The sequence below is a fragment of the Mastigocladopsis repens PCC 10914 genome, from assembly GCF_000315565.1.
In the GTDB taxonomy this organism is placed as follows: Bacteria; Cyanobacteriota; Cyanobacteriia; order Cyanobacteriales; family Nostocaceae; genus Mastigocladopsis; species Mastigocladopsis repens.
Genome location: NZ_JH992901.1, coordinates 5,649,762 through 5,665,775, shown reverse-complemented (window position 1 = coordinate 5,665,775; position 16,014 = coordinate 5,649,762). Strand labels below are relative to the sequence as shown.

Genomic DNA, 16,014 nt, shown 5'->3' with positions numbered 1-16,014 from the left:
GAAATTATCTAAATTTATTTTTAAATTGATTCACAGAAAAATTTTTGCAATAACTAACGGCTTCACCTAGGCAAATCCAATAGTGATTTGCTTGTATTCAGGTTATGCTTACTTTTGAATAAAGTTTTAAAACTCTACAATAAAACTATAACAATTATTAATATTTTTAGACTCTAACTATAGATATGACAACATCTAGCAGATGAAATAAATATTTCTTACACTGGTCATAGAAAAGTAGATATTTTTATTACTTAAGTCATAAATCAGGAGTTAGAAGTTATATATCACCATTTAATTAAGACTCAAGAGTAACGGGTAAAGTGACGGTGACAGTAGTCCCGATACCTTGAGTACTTTCTACTTGAATTTGACCGTGGTGGTTTTCGACGATAGCTAGAGCGATCGGCAGTCCTAATCCCGAACCAGTTGCACTTTGTGTTGCTTTATTTCCAGTCGTATGAGTACGCGCTGGGTCTACCCGATAAAAACGGTCAAATAAACGGGGTAGCGCCTCCGCAGGGATACCAATTCCGGTGTCCGTCACTTTAATTTGCAAATGGGCGGTGTTGTAACGCAGTCCAGAAACGCGATTTGTTGCCTCCATACGCGCCAGTTCCACATTCACGCGACCTCCAACTGGAGTGTATTGTAAGGCATTGCCAATTAAATTTGTCAACAGCCGTACCAGTTGATCCCAGTTGCCAACTACTGTGAACCAATTGTCAAGTAATTCGGGATGAGTTTCGTTAGCTGGAGGGTCAATCAAATCTAGAAAGAGGGTAATATTTTTTTCTACGGCTAACAGTTGTTGTTCTTCAACAACTTCCATTAACAAAGCGTCAACAGGACAAGGAGAAAAATTTTCTTTGCTGATACCACTATCCTGTCTTGCCAAAAATAGTAAATCGTTGACTAGCCTACCCAAGCGTTGGGTGAGTCGTTCCACCACTTTCAATTGTTGCCGATAGTGCGAAGGAAGAGTGCCATCTGTCTGTGCTAATTCCAACTCACTTAAGGCGACTTGCACATTAGTTTGAATCAACGTAATCGGACTTCTCAGTTCATGAGAAGCATCAGCAGTAAATTGTTTGAGACGTTGATAAGACTCGCGCACTGGTTCCATTGCTTTACCCGAAAGAAACCAGCCACTCGCTGCAACCGAAAGTACCATCAATCCAGTACCCAGTGCTAAATCAAAAATCAACTGACGACTGGGTTTTGTGACTTCAAACCAAGGATGACTCACACGCAAATATCCCAATACCTGGCGACCAATTTGCACCCGTTCTGTCACTTGTCGTAGTAGGAGTGGGGGAGTGAGGGAGTGAGGGAGTGAGGGAGTGAGGGAGTGAGGGAGTGAGAGTAGTTTCCCTCCTTCTGTCTTTCTCTCCTTCTCTCCCTCCTCTTTCCTGACGATTTTGACAGTCTCACCTGTCTGGTTGGGGTGCAGTGGAATATTGAGGGGTTGTGAGAACGTAGACCAAAGCAATTCTCCAGTGGGGCTAAACCACTCTAGGTCTATGCGGTCATCTTCTGCTGTGTTGGTATTATCACGAAAACTCGCTTCTACATTTACACGGAGTTGACCTAAGTCTGACTTGACAGGTTCGATGACGAGCGATCGCTCTACCACTTCTACGACATGATTCAAGGTATCGTCAATCCGCTCAATTAAGGTATTGCGGACGTACAAATACACCCCACTTGCAAACAGCAGTAGTAGCAGTGCTGTTACGGCAGTGTACCACAGGGCAAGACGGCGACGAGTTGCTTGAAACATGAGCGTTGACAGTTCTTATGATAAAACTCAAGTTGTCCCCAATCCCCTATTGCCTCATACCTTCAGATAGAAGCAAGGCATCTTTTCCTCTACTATGTTTAGTATGCTATGCCAGTTAGATGAGCTACACCTGCCTGTACCCGGGTCATCATGCCAAAATCAAAGAAGACCTCACATCATCAACTAAATCTTACAGACCCACAATACTATCTCAACCGAGAGTTAAGCTGGTTAGAGTTTAACAAAAGGGTGTTGCATGAAGCCTGCGACACACGAACACCCCTTCTAGAACGCCTCAAGTTTTTGGCAATTTTTAGCTCTAACCTGGATGAGTTCTTCATGGTGCGCGTCGCGGCGTTAAAACAACAGGTAGAAGCGAAGGTCAGTCAGTTAACTTTCGATGGTCGCACACCGCAACAACAGCTAGACGAAATTAGCTCTACACTGCGTCCGTTAGTCGCCAAACAGCACGAACAATTTGAGAAAGTCTTGCGCTCCCAGCTAGCAAACCACGGTGTACATATATTAGATTACATAGATTTAACCCAGAAGCAAAGGAATTATTTAGACAAGTACTACGAAGAACAAGTCTTTCCTGTGGTGACTCCCCTTGCTGTTGACCCGTCACATCCTTTTCCCTACATTTCCAATCTCAGCTTGAATTTGGCTGTTGTGGTCAAAAACCCAGAAACTGAAGAAGAATTGTTTGCCAGAGTCAAAGTCCCGACAGTTCTACCGCGATTTTTGGCTTTACCGCCAGAGTTAGGAATTCATGATAACGGAAAACCAGCAGTCTGGACTGGTGTACCTTTGGAACAGGCGATCGCCCATAACTTAGAATCCCTATTTCCAGGGATGAATATCCAAGAATACCATACCTTTCGTATCACCCGTGACGCTGACCTGGAATTAGAAGAAGATGAAGCCGATGATTTGCTGTTGGCTATAGAACAGGAACTGCGAAAACGGCGCGTTGGTGGGTCTCCTGTACGGATAGAAATACATTCTCAAACTCCTGAATCTATCAGAAAAAGACTGTTGGAGGATTTGGAATTAGAAGAAAATGATGTTTACGAAGTAGACGGTATCATAGGACTGAAGGATTTGATGTACTTCATGTCCTTACCTGTGCCGAACCTCAAAGACCCACCGTGGCAATCGGTAGTACATCCCCGCTTACAAAGGATTAAAGCTCCAACTATAAACCCAGATGTACGGGAGATAGAAGAAGGAAAAGATTTTTTTACGGTCATTCGGGAAAAGGATTTACTCGTACACCATCCCTATCAATCCTTTTCCACATCCGTGGTACGCTTTATTACCCATGCTGCCCATGACCGGAATGTGCTAGCAATCAAGATGACTCTTTATCGGACTTCTTTTGACTCGCCGATAGTGAATGCCTTAATTGCTGCTGCTGAAAATGGCAAGCAGGTGTCTGTCTTGGTGGAACTTAAGGCGCGGTTTGATGAAGAGAATAATATCAAATGGGCAAAGCGTCTGGAAAGTGTCGGAGTTCACGTCGTTTATGGTTTGGTTGGTTTGAAGACTCACTGCAAACTTGTTATGGTCGTGCGGCGTGAACAAGACCGCATTTATCGCTACGTGCATATTGGCACTGGCAATTATAACCCGAAAACAGCGCGATTGTATACAGACTTGGGATTGTTCAGTTGCAACGAACAGTTGGGCGCTGATGTCACAGATGTTTTCAATTTCTTAACAGGATACTCTCGGCAAAAGTCATACCGAAAACTTTTGGTTGCACCCGTGACGATGCGCGATCGCTTTCTTTCCCTGATTCACCGGGAAATTGAAAATGTTCACAATGGAATGAGCGGGCGCATTGTTGCTAAAATGAATTCATTGGTAGACCCGCAACTTATCTGCACTTTATACGAAGCTTCCCGCGTCGGCGTGCAAATTGACCTGATAATACGCGGGATTTGCTGTTTACGCCCTGGATTAAAAGATATTAGTGAAAATATTCGCGTTATTAGTATCGTGGGTCGTTTTTTAGAACACTCCCGCATTTATTATTTTTATAACAATGGACAGGAAGAAATATATATTGGCAGTGCCGATTGGATGTCAAGAAACCTGGATCGTCGGGTAGAAGTCATTACCCCAATCATCGATGCAGACATTGCAAAAGATTTGCAAGAAATATTAGGAATTATGCTGGCAGATAACCGCCAAGCTTGGGAGTTACAACCAGACGGAAGTTACGTTCAAAGACGTCTTGGGGAAGAAAGTCCAGAAGCTAACTCACAAAAAATTCTCATGTCTATGGTTTTAAGCTCGAATGCGAACGTGTAGCGCGTGCGGTTTGCCTCGTTCCTTCACAATCAGGGAGGAGTTTCTAAAACAAACCTCTCGCCAACATAACAATGATGACCATCCCAAACATAAGTGAATACAAAAAAAGGTCTTTAAACCTTGACCGATAGCTAATTATAAGGGTTCTTAAAAATTCTCATTTTTTGAAATATCCAACTTGCTGCCACAGGAACATACAACTTATTCAACCATTGGATAGAGTGAGTGCAGGCACATCTTCCCATAAACTATAAAGGTTATCATAAGTCGTCTTTCTTCATAGATGGATGTTGATGTTGTCCTGTGAGCCTTCTACATTATTGCGTGTTCTAGTTGTTGATGATCACGAACTGACTCGTTTAACCCTAAAATTGACCTTCTCTGGTCAAGAAAATATTCAAGTTGTCGGTTTAGCCAGTAATGGTCAAGAAGCCGTAGAAATGGTTAAGCGCTGTCACCCCGACGTGATTGTACTAGATTTACATATGCCAGTTATGGATGGTTGGAGCGCCTCTAGTCATATCAAAGCTATTTCTCCAAACACTCAAATCATTGCTTACTCCTCAGTAGAAGACACTAAGTGTCAGGAAACGCGGGAAATAAGTAGCTTGGATGCTTTTTGTAAAAAAGATGTACCCACAACCGAACTCATTGCTCTAGTGAGAAAGTTAGGACAGAGTGCAGTCAATCGGTCAGTAGCGGGATAAATGATACAGCAAAGTAGCTTGGGAAAGCAAAAACAAGATAGAATCTGGGGATTAGGGAATATGGAATTGTTTAGAGGCGTCGGTAAAGCCGTAAGATGACGGTTCACCGACGTGGTTTTTTATTATTTGTGCCGCTTATTAAGACTCAACTAAATTTCTGTTTCCGGAAACGTGCGTCTAAATTCATCAATCAAATCATCCATTTCTTCCAACGCCTGATTCACGTCAACTCTTAAAATTCCCAAGTTTGGTTGTTCCAAGAGACTCAGTAAGTACTCTCGTTGATTTTGAACTTTAAGGACTCGTTCTTTTATAGTCTGGGTATCCATTGCCATCTTCCTGTCTTCAACTCTCCTCTACTTTAATCTACGATAATATATTGTCACGTATTTAATAATTTGAATGCAGCTAACAGATAGGTTGCTTACTTGTAGCGGGATTTTTATTTTGATCTTTGAATTTTGAATTGCTCATGCTCTTCCCTAATTTGTTCGTTATCGCCGATGATAGAAAAACTAAAGTACTTGGAATTCATAACGAACTAAAATCATGTTACGCCAAATTTCCTTGGGAACGCTAGGTATAACCATCGGCGGTATCTTAACTATCATCGGTATTGCTGCCTACGCTGCTGACAATGCTACACTAAATCTTGCAGGATTTTTTTATGGAATTCCTCTGTTACTAGGAGGACTTGCACTCAAAGCTAACGAACTTAAGCCAGTGTCCTTCAGTCAACCGACGACACCAGAAGTGTTAGCACTCAGACAGCAGCAAGCAACTTCTACTCAAAATAAAATTCGCCAAGACATTACTCGCTATCGCTACGGTCAAGACGCGCATCTAGATACAACACTCTCATTCCTTGGTATTGGTTCCACAGATAACGATAGACCAGTCATTACAGGGTTCCGAGAAACAGAAATTAACGGTGCATATACCTTAATTTTGGAATTTGAGTCACCATTGATACGAATTGATGTATGGCAACAAAAGCAGGAAAAAATGACTAGTTATTTTGGTCCTGGAGTAGAGGTAAAAGTGACACAAGCTCCTTCAGATATAATTGAACTAGCGCTGATTGCAAATCAAAAATAAGGTGATGTGCATTTAAGTTGCATATTTTTTTAATCACACTGTCATTTGTCATTATTCCTTTGTTTTTTGTAGATACAAGACTAAGGACTAATGACAACATCTAACCCTTATGAGTAAGTGTGCCACCTTGCTATAAGAAATTCGTAATGACTGAATGAAAAAATTACGAATTACGAATTATTATCCTTACTTTTCTAATCGAACAGCGTACCACTGCAAATATTTTCCAGAACCAACATCCAACTCGCAACTTGTATCAATTAAATATTTTGCTTGAGCCTCTGTTGAATCAAAAGAGCGTAAATCTGGTTGCAAATCCTCAAATTTTAGTGTTTGCAAAATTCCCTTAAGCTTCTCTAATAACTCTAGAGCAGAAAGAAATTGTTCTGCTTGGTTCGTTTCCAAAACGACAAAATAATCCTGCTGATACATTAATGGATCTGGCATATACAAAATTTGGTGAATTTAGATATGGTTTCTTATCATAAAAGATTGCTTGTTTTAAGCTTTTATCTGAAGGAGAACAATTCAAGCGAGTGGTTGACACTTTTCTATGGTAGGACAAATTACGCGCGCTGCGGCGCACCCTTGTTTTACTTAGCTATTGCCTAAACGTACAATAATAGTTTTAGTAAAGCCGATGGCGGGATTTGAACCCGCGACCGCTCGATTACGAATCGAGTGCTCTACCACTGAGCCACATCGGCACACATCGAAAAATTATAGCTCATGACAGAACCAAATAGCAAAAATCGTATTAAATCTGAACAATATGCCCGTCTCAAGGCAGAAATAGCAGCACCTTATCGCGGCTTACGACAGTTCATCTATATCGCCTGCGGCGCTTCTGGCTTGATTGGCGTATTCATCTTTTTTACTCAACTACTTGCGGGACGTGATGTTGACAGCGCTTTGCCTAACTTGGCACTTCAAATAGGAGTGGTTGCTTTGATGGGTTTTCTCTGGCGTTGGGAGCAGCGCAGACAACGACGCCCCTAGTAGCAATTGCTCACACTTTATTTTTTACATGTTGGAAGCTTATCTTCCTTGGTGATTCATCATTTTCTATAATCAATTGGAAAATGTTTTCATAGTATGCCTTAATCGCTTCATAAACAAACTCATAAAAGAGAACAAAACTACTTTGGTCATGTGCGTTAATCGTGAAGTATTCTGAATAACCATCAATACCAATCATGAATGAATCAGTCGTGATTTTTTTCATGACCAAAGGTAGCAAAATTGTTTGACGAGGGTAGTAACAACGTGTAAACGCAGCTGCTCTAAGTCGATAAGCGCTTTCTGAACACATCGTTATTGTTGTATCCAAATGCCAGAATCCATCTTGCAGATACAATGCTTCTGTTAGAGGTTTGTCCTCTCCCATTTTGTCTCGGAACAGAACTCTTTTTGCTGGGCATTCCAGATAAACTTCCAGCCCAATTATCAAGTTTTGCACAAACTGCAAACATGATTCCAAGTAATCAGACATTTCTGTGTGAGACCAATTGTATAGTTTGCACAGTTCATTAAATTTGGACATTTTCGGTTCTCCTTACTAGTTAATTAAGGGTGTAAGAAACGTTAAAAGTCAAAAAATAATTTTATATTGATTTGCCCCTACACCCTATCCATAAAAGAAATGTCACTACCCAGCGAGCTTTTTCAAGCGAATGGCTACAGCATCGCGAATTGTGCCAATCACAATGTAGAGAATTGGTACCACGAACAAACTCAAGAATGTAGAGACAATCATGCCACCGAAGACCGCTGTACCCAAGGAGATGCGGCTGGCTGACCCTGCACCTTCTGCTAAGACTAAAGGAATAATCCCTAAAATGAAGGCAAGAGCAGTCATAAGGATGGGACGCAAGCGAGATTCTGATGCTTCAATTACCGCCTTGGTTACTGAAAGACCTTGCTCCCGCAGTTGGTTGGCAAATTCCACAATCAGAATGGCGTTCTTACTGGCTAAACCAATCAACATCACCAAGCCTACCTGACAGTAGACATCATTAGGTAAACCTCGGATTGACTGAGCTAACATGGCTCCCAGAACTGCCAAGGGAACTGTCAGCATGATGATAATAGGGTCAATAAAATTCTCATACTGAGCCGACAAAACCAGAAAAACAAAGACCAAACCCAAACCAAAAATGAGCGGTGCTTGACCACCAGACGAAATTTCTTCTAAAGAAATCCCTGACCATTCAAAGCCCATTGTTTTTGGCAATACCTCTGAGGCTAGCCGTTCCATCGCTTGAATTGCCTGCCCAGAACTGGAACCAGGAGCCGGAGAACCATTTATTTCAATTGAGCGGAATAGGTTGTAATGACTGATGGTTTGGGGTCCAGTTCTTGATGTGATATTCACCAAGTTGCTCAGGGGAATCATCTCACCTGTGGTAGAACGAACGTATAATTTACCAATATCTTTTGGATTGGAACGAAACTGCCGGTCTGCTTGGATATAGACGCGATACGTCCGCGAGAAGGCATTGAAGTCGTTGACATACCGGGAACCTAAGAAGATTTGGAGGGTATTGAAAACTTCGTCGATTGGAACTTGCAACACCTTAGCTTGTTCGCGGTCAACCTCAACCAAAAGCTGCGGTGCGTTGGCGCTGTAAGTGCTAAAGACGTTTTGCAATCCAGGAGTTTTATTGGCGCGAGCCAGCAAGTCATTCTTGACTTGTACCAGGGTGTTGATGTCGTTATTGCCCTGGTCTTGTAGCTGAAATGAGAAACCACCCACGTTGCCTAAACCTTGGATAGTCGGAGGATTAAGAGAAATGATCCTGGCTTGCGAAATTTTGGACAAGGGTTGTCGGATGCGTTCTAGAATTGCTAGGGCTGAGTGTTCATGTCCTTCCCGCTCACTCCAAGGGATAAATGGGGCATAAGAAAGAGCACTATTGGCAGTACTGCCGCTATTGCTAAAGCCACCCAGTGTAAAGGTTCCGGCTACTTCAGGAACCTTTGACGCGGATGTTACCCACACCTTTGATGCGTTTGAGGGTATCAAGAATGTAGAGGTCGGCGTAGTTACTGATGAACGCGCTGTCATAGCGACCATCTTCACTGAAAATTCCCATCCCCACAATTGTGGCGCTAGACTGCTTTGTGACACTTACGCCAGTGCGTTGCACTTCGTCCGGTAACTGTGGTTCGGCAAGCGAGACGCGGTTTTGCACATCGACGGCGGCAATATCTTGGTTATATCCCTGGTCAAACGTAACAGTGATGTTACAAGTGCCGTCGTTGCTACTGTTGGAAGACATATACTTCATGCCTTTGACCCCGTTGATCTGCCGTTCTAAGACAGTCGTGACGGTTTCCTCTACGACTTGGGCACTTGCCCCAATGTAGTTTGCACTCACTACCACTTGCACGGGGCTGATGTCTGGATACTGCTCAACTGGCAATGTCGGAAGAGCGATCGCCCCGACCAACAGCATGATGATGCCGCAGACGAGGGATAAGACAGGACGCTTGATGAAGGTATCGGAAAACATGGGGAGTATGGAGGCGAGAGAACGATGAAAGAATCGGGTAGAGAGCGAAGCAAGTCTCGTGAGTTGAGATTTTGACTCACGAAGCTACATCACACACCCAATTTCAAAACAATCTTTTTGAATGCAACTTGATATAAAGGCAATAGTGACTAAAGAACTGGAACTTTCCTAAAATCCCAGCCGTCACAAGATGATTTTTACTTGAGTTAAATACAGTGTTTCCTTTTTTTGTGCAGGTTGTTTTGCTTGCCTCAAGACTCAGGCGTAATTGCAGATCCATCTGATAATTGGAGTAGACCTGTGACCGCAATTCTTTCACCTGGCTTCAAGCCCTCAAGCACTTGATAGCTATTTGCTTGAATGCTGCCCAATTTGACCAAACGTTGACGGGCAACGAGTCCAGATTCTCCTTTTTTTGGTTCTGCTACAAACACGAAGTTCTGTCCGGCAACACGAGACACAGCCATGGTGGGAATTAATACACCCGATTGTCTTGCCCAAATCACTCTGGCTCTGACCTGTTGGTCTGCCCTGAGCCGCGCTTGGGCGTTGTTCAAGAGTGCTTTAACCAGTACCGATTGTGTATTGTTGCTTGTGTTGGGTGCAATGAAAAAGACACGGCTCATCCCTAGGGGCTTTCCTTGAGGATTGGTTAATTCAATCTGTGTTCCAAGGCGTATCCGCGCTGCTTGCTCAGTGGGGATTGAGAGATTGACTTCGAGTTGATTATTTTGAGTAATGGTGACAAGTCGGGTGGATGTGTTGACAAAATCCCCGACTTTTACAGGAATATCGCCCACCCGACCAGTAAAAGGAGCCGCAATGCTAAAGTACTGGAGCTGCACCTGCTGTTCTTGGATGTTCGCTTGAGATTGTTGCAGAGCTTGCTCCGCACGGGTAATTGCAGCCTTTTGGGCTTCAATCTCAGCATTTTTTGCCGCAAGACTTGCTTGTGCAACATCCAAGCTGTTGGCATACTCATCTCGCGTCTGTTTGCTGACTGCTCCTTGAGTTTGAAGTGTTGAGTAGCGGTTGTACTGCTGTTGACTCAATAACAGATTAGCCTGTTTTTCTCGTTGCTGCGCTATGTATGTTCTCAGGGTTGCTTTGGCATTTTCTATGTCTGCTTTAGCTGACGCGACTGCTGCTGCATAACCACTCACTGATGCTCGTTGTCTTGCTGGGTCAATTTCCATGATCGAGGTTCCCGCTGTCACCTCTTTTCCAGGTTGTACTAGGATGCGGGAGATTTGACCTTCAACACGAGGCTGAAGGGTCACAGACTTACGAGATTCTAAGGTGGCAATATACTCTGAACTATCATCAACGGTGTCTGTCTCAACCGTTGATAGTTTGACGGATATGGCAGAAGGCTGTTGCGCCTCGGCTGAGGATGGGCTGTTATGACAACCTCCTACCAAGGGTAGAATCAGCAGAAGCCAAAACAGATGGCTGAGTGGGTTGATGCGCTGATGAGTATTCATCTTTCATTACCAGGGCTGGGTCGAGCAACAGTTAGACAGAAATTTCAGCGACTGCAGCTGTTGCTCGGGTTTATAGACGAGTTACGGAATTATGTCTTTCCACACCTAAAAACAAAAAATAGAGGTTTGGCATTTCATTGTCTTGTCCATTCTTGTGGTTCTTGTCATATTCTTGCTATTTCTTTGTTGTGGGTAAGAGCAACATCCGCCACTTATTTTTTTGCAATCTAATACACAGGTGCAGCCGTCTTTTCACTGCGTTATCAACAGCCATAGGTTATAAACCTATGGCTCATAGCGAAAGCCCACTGAAGTGGATTGAACATGGGATAACAACAGTCCTCTTGAGAGGACTTTGGCTATTAGCCTGCGATTTGAATCGCAGGCGGACGACTTGGGTCATGAGCGTGGGTTCTGAATCGCAAGCAGACGATTGAAGAAAGGCAGAAGTACGAAGGCAGAGGGCAGAAGGTAATCAGATGGGGATTCAAACCCCACCTGATTAAAGACCGCAGTCCCTAAAAGGAACCGCTTCGCTACGTAGGAGCGGGGGTCTTAAACCCGATTGGGCAAAGCAGAAGGCTTGCATCAAAATTGAATAGCACCAGTTCTCTTGAGAGGTTGAATCGTAGGTAGACGATTTTAGCTACTAAAGAGCAATTAAAATCGCACACGCACAACAGCGTAAGCCCAACTCGCTACAATAGAGATTTGGAGCATTGTGCATCCGGTTATGGGTCTTCCTATTGTTGCTATTATTGGTCGCCCGAATGTGGGCAAATCTACTCTGGTCAACCGTCTTGCCGGGGAACAATCTGCTATTGTTCATGATGAACCAGGTATAACACGCGATCGCACTTATAAACCTGCATACTGGAGTGATCGCGAGTTTCTAGTAGTCGATACTGGTGGTTTGGTATTTAATGACGACACGGAATTTTTACCACTGATTCGTCAACAGGCAATGGCTGCACTAGCAGAAGCAAGTGCCGCGATTTTTCTGGTAGATGGTCAAACAGGACCAACACCATCTGATGAAGAAGTTGCCGAGTGGTTGCGACAACAACCTGTCCCTGTTCTGTTGACTGTCAATAAATGTGAATCCCCAGAACAAGGTTTAATTCAAGCTGCCGAATTTTGGGAATTGGGACTGGGTGAACCTTATGCCATCTCTGCTATTCATGGAAGCGGCACAGGAGAGTTACTCGACGAGTTAATTAAACACCTTCCAGCTGTAGAACAAGTCCCAGAAACCAATGAAATCAAAGTGGCAATTGTGGGACGCCCGAATGTGGGCAAATCCAGTTTATTGAATGCTTTTGTGGGAGAAGAAAGGGCGATCGTTAGCCCAATTTCTGGTACAACTCGCGATGCTATTGATACTGTCGTTGAACGACAGGGGCAAACTTATCGTTTAATTGATACAGCAGGAATTCGCAAAAAGAAGAACGTGGAATACGGTGCGGAATTCTTTAGCATTAACCGTGCCTTTAAAGCAATTCGTCGCGCCGATGTGGTTTTAATGGTTATAGATGCCCTTGATGGTGTCACCGAGCAAGACCAAAAATTAGCTGGGCGGATTATCGAAGAAGGTCGAGCTTGCATCATCGTGGTAAATAAGTGGGATGCTGTAGAAAAAGATTCCCACACGATTTACGACTACGAAAAACATCTGCAAGAACGGTTCCATTTTACGGAATGGGCACAAACCATTTTCGTCAGCGCTTTGAGTGGGCAACGCGTGGAAAAGATTTTGGAGTTGGTCAATAAGGCTGCTGAATCACACAAACGTCGTGTCAGTACAGCGGTCATCAACGAAGTCTTGGAAGAAGCGCTTAGTCGGCATTCGCCCCCAGTCTCTCGTGGTGGGCGTCAAGGCAGGATTTATTATGGTACGCAAGTCAGCACTCAACCGCCTACAATAGCATTGTTTGTCAATGATTCTAAACGCTTCAACGACAACTACCGTCGCTACATTGAGCGGCAATTTCGCCAACACTTGGGCTTTCAGGGAACCCCCATCCGTATACTATGGCGGAGTAAAAAATCCCGTGATGTCGAAAGTGGTAATGTCAATCGAGCTACCCGCGTGTAAATGAAGATAGAAGAATAAAGAAAGAAGAGTGAACAATTTTTCTTTCTTCAGTCTGAAATCTTCACTCTTGTTTCTTGTAAAAAATGGATTTATTGCGATCGCTGCCAATTGGTCTTTACTTAGAACAACCTCAAACTTGGTTACACAAACTCGATCCGCGAGTCAAGTTGGTTTGGTTGATGAGCTTTCTGACAACCTACATTTTTGCCAACAACTTATGGCGCGTGCTGTTGGTAGTACTGTTAATTCTTGCTACCTTAATAGCACGAATTCCCCGGCGAGTTTGGCGGCAGCAAATGGGCTGGCTATTGACATTATGCTTCTTTGTCTTAGTGCTTTTAGCTATCAGTCCTGATGGACTGGGTATAAATTATCAACCGCGCCTACCAACTAACCAACAAGTCTTGACCGAAAAATCAGCTTCGACTCCTTCAACTCCAGCACTGCCAGCAGACAACCAAAAAGACTACAGATACGTGCTGTTTGATAAAGGTCCAGTCAAAGTGAGTCGCCCCTCGTTGGATTTGGCAGTGAGTGTCAGTACGATGGTGTTTACCTTAATTTACAGTACTAACCTGTATCTGCTAACAACTGCACCAGAAGAAATCACAGCTGCGATAGAAAGTTTAATGCAACCTCTGCGACGGCTGAAAATACCTGTGACTGAGATAACTTTGACTTTAACATTATCCTTGCGGTTTATTCCTCTAGTTTTGGAAGAAATCCAGAATTTAATTCGCTCTATAATGACAAGAGCTATTAATTGGAAAAAGCTGGGATTGAAAGGCTCCGTCAAAGTTTGGATGTTGGTAGCAGAACGGTTGTTGGAAAATTTGCTACTACGAGCAGAGCAAATGGCTAATGCAATGATGGTGCGAGGTTTTACGAGTCCTCATGAACATCGCGTGCAATGGCACGACTTACGGTTAAAAAGAGGTGATTGGCTGGCGATCGCAACTTTAATCTTATTCTGGGGAGTGCGGTTGGCAATTGGTACTGAAGTATAGAATATAATGAGATTCAATGTACAGTATCGAATCCTTTAAGTGGGAGAAGCGTTAAATCGGCAATCGCCGTACCCGAAACGTCTCATTACTTACAGAAACAATTGCTCCTGTTTCTAAATCTTGCCGACATTGACTTAAAACCTTAGTCAAACGTTCATGAATTGTCTCGTAATTTTCATTCCCTAATCTAAACAAAATGACACTGGGCAATGTTTCCCCTCCAACGGCTAACAGTTGAGCAAAATCTAAATCCACCGTTAACACAATCCGTCCCTCCGTACGTGCTTTAAGCAAAATCTCGTCATCAGGCAACCTTTGCAAGTCCTCTTCGCGTAGATACACAGTATCATAGCCAGCATCGCGCAACCAAGCAACTGTGCGTAGCGAAATTCCCATATCTGCTAAAAACTTCATTTGACCTTTTCAACACTTTGAAACGGATACACCCGTTCTTGAGTCAACCATGCTGCATAAAGCAGAGATTGACGAATGTCCTCTGGTTCTAAATCGGGGTATTCTTCTAAAATCTCCTCTATTGGTTTCCCATTTGCCACCAAATTTACCACTAACGAAACAGGAATTCGCATTCCGCGAATGCAAGCTTGTCCACCCATGATGCGCGGGTCAAAGGTAATTCTGTCCAAACCTAACATAAAATTATCCCTTCAAAATAGCTTCGATATAAACTTCTCTAAAATTTTGAGCAACTTTACTCCAAGTGTATCTTGATAAAACCTTCTGCCGACCTGCATTACCTAAAATTTTTGCTAAATGAATATTTTTCAATAATTTGATAATTGCCTCTGCTAACATTTCCTGATTTTTATAGTTTACTAACAGCCCATCTATTCCCTCATCTATAACCCAAGGTATTGCCCCTGCACGGCAACCTATAACAGGTTTCCCTGCTGCCCAAGCTTCTAGAAATGCGATTCCAAAAGACTCAAAACCAGAAGGATAAGCAAACACATCTATGGCATTAAATAACAAAGGTTTTTCTTCATTAGAAAAGTTATAATAAAGCTTCACGTTATTTTTGTATGCCTCTGGCAATTGATGGATAATGTTTTCTACTTTCTGGGCAAACATTGTCTTTGCTCCAGCAATCAAAAGCTGCACATCAGGGAAAATTTGCCAAACAAGGGGCATTGCTTGCACAAGCGTATCTACTCCTTTGTGTCCCCCCAACTGTCCAATAAATCCGACGACTGGTTGCTCTTTAAAACCTAAATATTGTTTAGCTTGAGTTGAGGAAATTTGTTCAAAGGGTTCTGGATCTACACCAACTCCAACGACAACAACACGCTCAGGAGATGCTCCCCGTTGGATAACATAATCTGCCTCATATTTTGTATTAGCTAAATAGTAAGTAGATTGCTCAATAGCACTATAGATTCTCGAACGTTGAAACGCCCAATCATCCTGCGGATGTATCCCTCCATGTAAAACACAAGGTCTTCCAGATTCCCTAGCACCGTTTAGCGCCGCATACATATGCAGTAACGGAAAAGATGAAGCAGCAATCACATCAGCAGGAAATTCTTGGATAGCTTTTTTCAACCCAGGAATGATCGGTCCTCCAGCTATTGTCCTAAGATGCTCGTTGAATGGCAAACGCAAACGATAAGCAACTTTTTGAGGAAATCGTACCATTTGGCTAATTCGGCTATTAACTGGAAACCGCCGCACTTTGACACCATTAATTTCCTCGTCACCTGGTTGCAAACGCGGTAGTTTTGGATTGAAAAAACCTTCACCATTGATGCAATTGGTGGTAAAGACAGTGACTTCATCGTCAAATTGCTGAACTAACTCTTCAGAAACGCGCTGAATGAGCAATTCTGTACCGCCAATTGCTGGGGTATAACCTTGGGTAACGTGCAGAATCTTCATGTATATAGCCGTTTACAATTGAGTCAGGTAGACAAAGAAATAATGAACCACAGATGGACGAGCCAGCGCCTTGCGGGGGTTCCCCCCGTTGTGGCGACTGGCGTACAGATGCA

General features: G+C 43.2%; 16 protein-coding genes, 1 tRNA gene and 1 pseudogene. 7 read left to right on the top strand and 11 right to left on the bottom strand.

Annotation, left to right across the window (positions count from 1 at the left end; all coding sequences use genetic code 11):
- Window positions 1–298: 298 nt before the first annotated feature.
- The gene (locus MAS10914_RS0127205) at window positions 299–1,783 is read right to left on the bottom strand and encodes a sensor histidine kinase (RefSeq protein WP_017319106.1); all 1,485 of its coding nucleotides are present in this window, start codon (window positions 1,781–1,783) and stop codon (window positions 299–301) included.
- A gap of 150 nt (window positions 1,784–1,933) precedes the next feature.
- On the opposite strand from MAS10914_RS0127205, the gene ppk1 reads away from it, so the two are divergent.
- Window positions 1,934–4,102 carry a polyphosphate kinase 1 gene (ppk1, locus tag MAS10914_RS0127200; protein ID WP_017319105.1) on the top strand — a complete coding sequence of 723 codons (2,169 nt, stop codon included), beginning with the start codon at window positions 1,934–1,936 and terminating at the stop codon, window positions 4,100–4,102.
- A gap of 287 nt (window positions 4,103–4,389) precedes the next feature.
- Window positions 4,390–4,809 (top strand): response regulator transcription factor, encoded by a 420-nt coding sequence (locus MAS10914_RS0127195; protein WP_017319104.1) that lies wholly within the window; start codon window positions 4,390–4,392, stop codon window positions 4,807–4,809.
- 149 nt (window positions 4,810–4,958) lie between these two features.
- On the opposite strand, the gene MAS10914_RS0127185 is transcribed toward MAS10914_RS0127195, so the two are convergent.
- Window positions 4,959–5,138 (bottom strand): hypothetical protein, encoded by a 180-nt coding sequence (locus MAS10914_RS0127185; RefSeq protein ID WP_026082849.1) that lies wholly within the window; start codon window positions 5,136–5,138, stop codon window positions 4,959–4,961.
- 220 nt (window positions 5,139–5,358) lie between these two features.
- On the opposite strand from MAS10914_RS0127185, the gene MAS10914_RS0127180 reads away from it, so the two are divergent.
- Window positions 5,359–5,907 (top strand): DUF2854 domain-containing protein, encoded by a 549-nt coding sequence (locus tag MAS10914_RS0127180; protein WP_017319101.1) that lies wholly within the window; start codon window positions 5,359–5,361, stop codon window positions 5,905–5,907.
- 186 nt (window positions 5,908–6,093) lie between these two features.
- Here the strand turns inward: MAS10914_RS0127180 and MAS10914_RS0127175 are convergent, their stop codons facing one another.
- Together MAS10914_RS0127175 and MAS10914_RS0127170 are read right to left on the bottom strand one after the other, a co-directional pair.
- Window positions 6,094–6,354, bottom strand: a complete 261-nt coding sequence (locus MAS10914_RS0127175; RefSeq protein WP_017319100.1) for a chlororespiratory reduction protein 7 — start codon at window positions 6,352–6,354, stop codon at window positions 6,094–6,096.
- Between the two features lie 188 nt (window positions 6,355–6,542).
- Window positions 6,543–6,614: transfer RNA gene (locus MAS10914_RS0127170), tRNA-Thr, on the bottom strand.
- Between the two features lie 22 nt (window positions 6,615–6,636).
- On the opposite strand from MAS10914_RS0127170, the gene MAS10914_RS0127165 reads away from it, so the two are divergent.
- Window positions 6,637–6,906 (top strand): DUF3493 domain-containing protein, encoded by a 270-nt coding sequence (locus tag MAS10914_RS0127165; protein ID WP_017319099.1) that lies wholly within the window; start codon window positions 6,637–6,639, stop codon window positions 6,904–6,906.
- A 10-nt stretch (window positions 6,907–6,916) separates the two neighbouring features.
- On the opposite strand, the gene MAS10914_RS0127160 is transcribed toward MAS10914_RS0127165, so the two are convergent.
- The 4 genes and pseudogenes from MAS10914_RS0127160 to MAS10914_RS0127150 all read right to left on the bottom strand — a co-directional run bounded on the left by MAS10914_RS0127160 (window position 6,917) and on the right by MAS10914_RS0127150 (window position 10,906).
- Window positions 6,917–7,450, bottom strand: a complete 534-nt coding sequence (locus tag MAS10914_RS0127160; RefSeq protein WP_017319098.1) for a hypothetical protein — start codon at window positions 7,448–7,450, stop codon at window positions 6,917–6,919.
- Window positions 7,451–7,555: 105 nt separating this feature from the next.
- A pseudogene (locus tag MAS10914_RS31845) lies at window positions 7,556–8,887 on the bottom strand (efflux RND transporter permease subunit); the annotation flags it as partial.
- Window positions 8,877–9,365 carry an efflux RND transporter permease subunit gene (locus tag MAS10914_RS36735; RefSeq protein ID WP_051151138.1) on the bottom strand — a complete coding sequence of 163 codons (489 nt, stop codon included), beginning with the start codon at window positions 9,363–9,365 and terminating at the stop codon, window positions 8,877–8,879. The pseudogene MAS10914_RS31845 and the gene MAS10914_RS36735, both read right to left, overlap by 11 nt.
- A 308-nt stretch (window positions 9,366–9,673) precedes the next feature.
- On the bottom strand, window positions 9,674–10,906 hold the full coding sequence (locus MAS10914_RS0127150) for an efflux RND transporter periplasmic adaptor subunit (protein WP_017319097.1): 1,233 nt from the start codon (window positions 10,904–10,906) through the stop codon (window positions 9,674–9,676).
- Between the two features lie 287 nt (window positions 10,907–11,193).
- Here MAS10914_RS0127150 and MAS10914_RS34710 point away from each other — a divergent pair, with 287 nt between their 5' ends.
- The 3 genes from MAS10914_RS34710 (at window position 11,194) to MAS10914_RS0127140 (ending at window position 14,008) form a co-directional block, all read left to right on the top strand.
- Complete coding sequence (locus MAS10914_RS34710; RefSeq protein WP_156818248.1) at window positions 11,194–11,343, top strand: hypothetical protein; 150 nt, start codon at window positions 11,194–11,196, stop codon at window positions 11,341–11,343.
- 296 nt (window positions 11,344–11,639) lie between these two features.
- Entirely contained in the window at window positions 11,640–13,001 is a 1,362-nt protein-coding gene (der, locus tag MAS10914_RS0127145; protein WP_017319096.1) for a ribosome biogenesis GTPase Der, read from the top strand.
- A gap of 83 nt (window positions 13,002–13,084) precedes the next feature.
- Entirely contained in the window at window positions 13,085–14,008 is a 924-nt protein-coding gene (locus tag MAS10914_RS0127140) for an energy-coupling factor transporter transmembrane component T family protein (RefSeq protein WP_017319095.1), read from the top strand.
- Window positions 14,009–14,059: 51 nt separating this feature from the next.
- On the opposite strand, the gene MAS10914_RS0127135 is transcribed toward MAS10914_RS0127140, so the two are convergent.
- Genes MAS10914_RS0127135 through MAS10914_RS32335 form a run of 3 tightly spaced genes read right to left on the bottom strand, consistent with a single transcriptional unit; the run spans window position 14,060 to window position 15,901 of the window.
- The gene (locus MAS10914_RS0127135; protein ID WP_017319094.1) at window positions 14,060–14,422 is read right to left on the bottom strand and encodes a DUF5615 family PIN-like protein; all 363 of its coding nucleotides are present in this window, start codon (window positions 14,420–14,422) and stop codon (window positions 14,060–14,062) included.
- A complete protein-coding gene (locus MAS10914_RS0127130; RefSeq protein WP_017319093.1) occupies window positions 14,419–14,661 on the bottom strand; it encodes a DUF433 domain-containing protein in 243 nt (80 codons plus the stop codon). The genes MAS10914_RS0127135 and MAS10914_RS0127130 overlap by 4 nt, the downstream gene beginning before the upstream one ends.
- 4 nt (window positions 14,662–14,665) lie before the next feature.
- Window positions 14,666–15,901 carry a glycosyltransferase family 4 protein gene (locus MAS10914_RS32335; RefSeq protein ID WP_017319092.1) on the bottom strand — a complete coding sequence of 412 codons (1,236 nt, stop codon included), beginning with the start codon at window positions 15,899–15,901 and terminating at the stop codon, window positions 14,666–14,668.
- Between the last annotated feature and the right edge of the window lie 113 nt (window positions 15,902–16,014).

What these genes read in the sequence shown, in the direction of transcription:
- MAS10914_RS0127195 (WP_017319104.1), top strand. Translation starts at nt 4,390, where the DNA reads ATGTTGATGTTGTCCTGTGAGCCTTCTACATTATTGCGTGTTCTAGTT.
- der (WP_017319096.1), top strand. Translation starts at nt 11,640, where the DNA reads ATGGGTCTTCCTATTGTTGCTATTATTGGTCGCCCGAATGTGGGCAAA.
- MAS10914_RS0127130 (WP_017319093.1), bottom strand. Translation starts at nt 14,661, where the DNA reads ATGTTAGGTTTGGACAGAATTACCTTTGACCCGCGCATCATGGGTGGA.
- MAS10914_RS34710 (WP_156818248.1), top strand. Translation starts at nt 11,194, where the DNA reads ATGGCTCATAGCGAAAGCCCACTGAAGTGGATTGAACATGGGATAACA.
- MAS10914_RS0127135 (WP_017319094.1), bottom strand. Translation starts at nt 14,422, where the DNA reads ATGAAGTTTTTAGCAGATATGGGAATTTCGCTACGCACAGTTGCTTGG.
- MAS10914_RS32335 (WP_017319092.1), bottom strand. Translation starts at nt 15,901, where the DNA reads ATGAAGATTCTGCACGTTACCCAAGGTTATACCCCAGCAATTGGCGGT.
- MAS10914_RS0127180 (WP_017319101.1), top strand. Translation starts at nt 5,359, where the DNA reads ATGTTACGCCAAATTTCCTTGGGAACGCTAGGTATAACCATCGGCGGT.
- ppk1 (WP_017319105.1), top strand. Translation starts at nt 1,934, where the DNA reads ATGCCAAAATCAAAGAAGACCTCACATCATCAACTAAATCTTACAGAC.
- MAS10914_RS0127165 (WP_017319099.1), top strand. Translation starts at nt 6,637, where the DNA reads ATGACAGAACCAAATAGCAAAAATCGTATTAAATCTGAACAATATGCC.
- MAS10914_RS36735 (WP_051151138.1), bottom strand. Translation starts at nt 9,365, where the DNA reads ATGCTGTTGGTCGGGGCGATCGCTCTTCCGACATTGCCAGTTGAGCAG.
- MAS10914_RS0127185 (WP_026082849.1), bottom strand. Translation starts at nt 5,138, where the DNA reads ATGGATACCCAGACTATAAAAGAACGAGTCCTTAAAGTTCAAAATCAA.
- MAS10914_RS0127140 (WP_017319095.1), top strand. Translation starts at nt 13,085, where the DNA reads ATGGATTTATTGCGATCGCTGCCAATTGGTCTTTACTTAGAACAACCT.
- MAS10914_RS0127205 (WP_017319106.1), bottom strand. Translation starts at nt 1,783, where the DNA reads ATGTTTCAAGCAACTCGTCGCCGTCTTGCCCTGTGGTACACTGCCGTA.
- MAS10914_RS0127160 (WP_017319098.1), bottom strand. Translation starts at nt 7,450, where the DNA reads ATGTCCAAATTTAATGAACTGTGCAAACTATACAATTGGTCTCACACA.
- MAS10914_RS0127175 (WP_017319100.1), bottom strand. Translation starts at nt 6,354, where the DNA reads ATGCCAGATCCATTAATGTATCAGCAGGATTATTTTGTCGTTTTGGAA.
- MAS10914_RS0127150 (WP_017319097.1), bottom strand. Translation starts at nt 10,906, where the DNA reads ATGAATACTCATCAGCGCATCAACCCACTCAGCCATCTGTTTTGGCTT.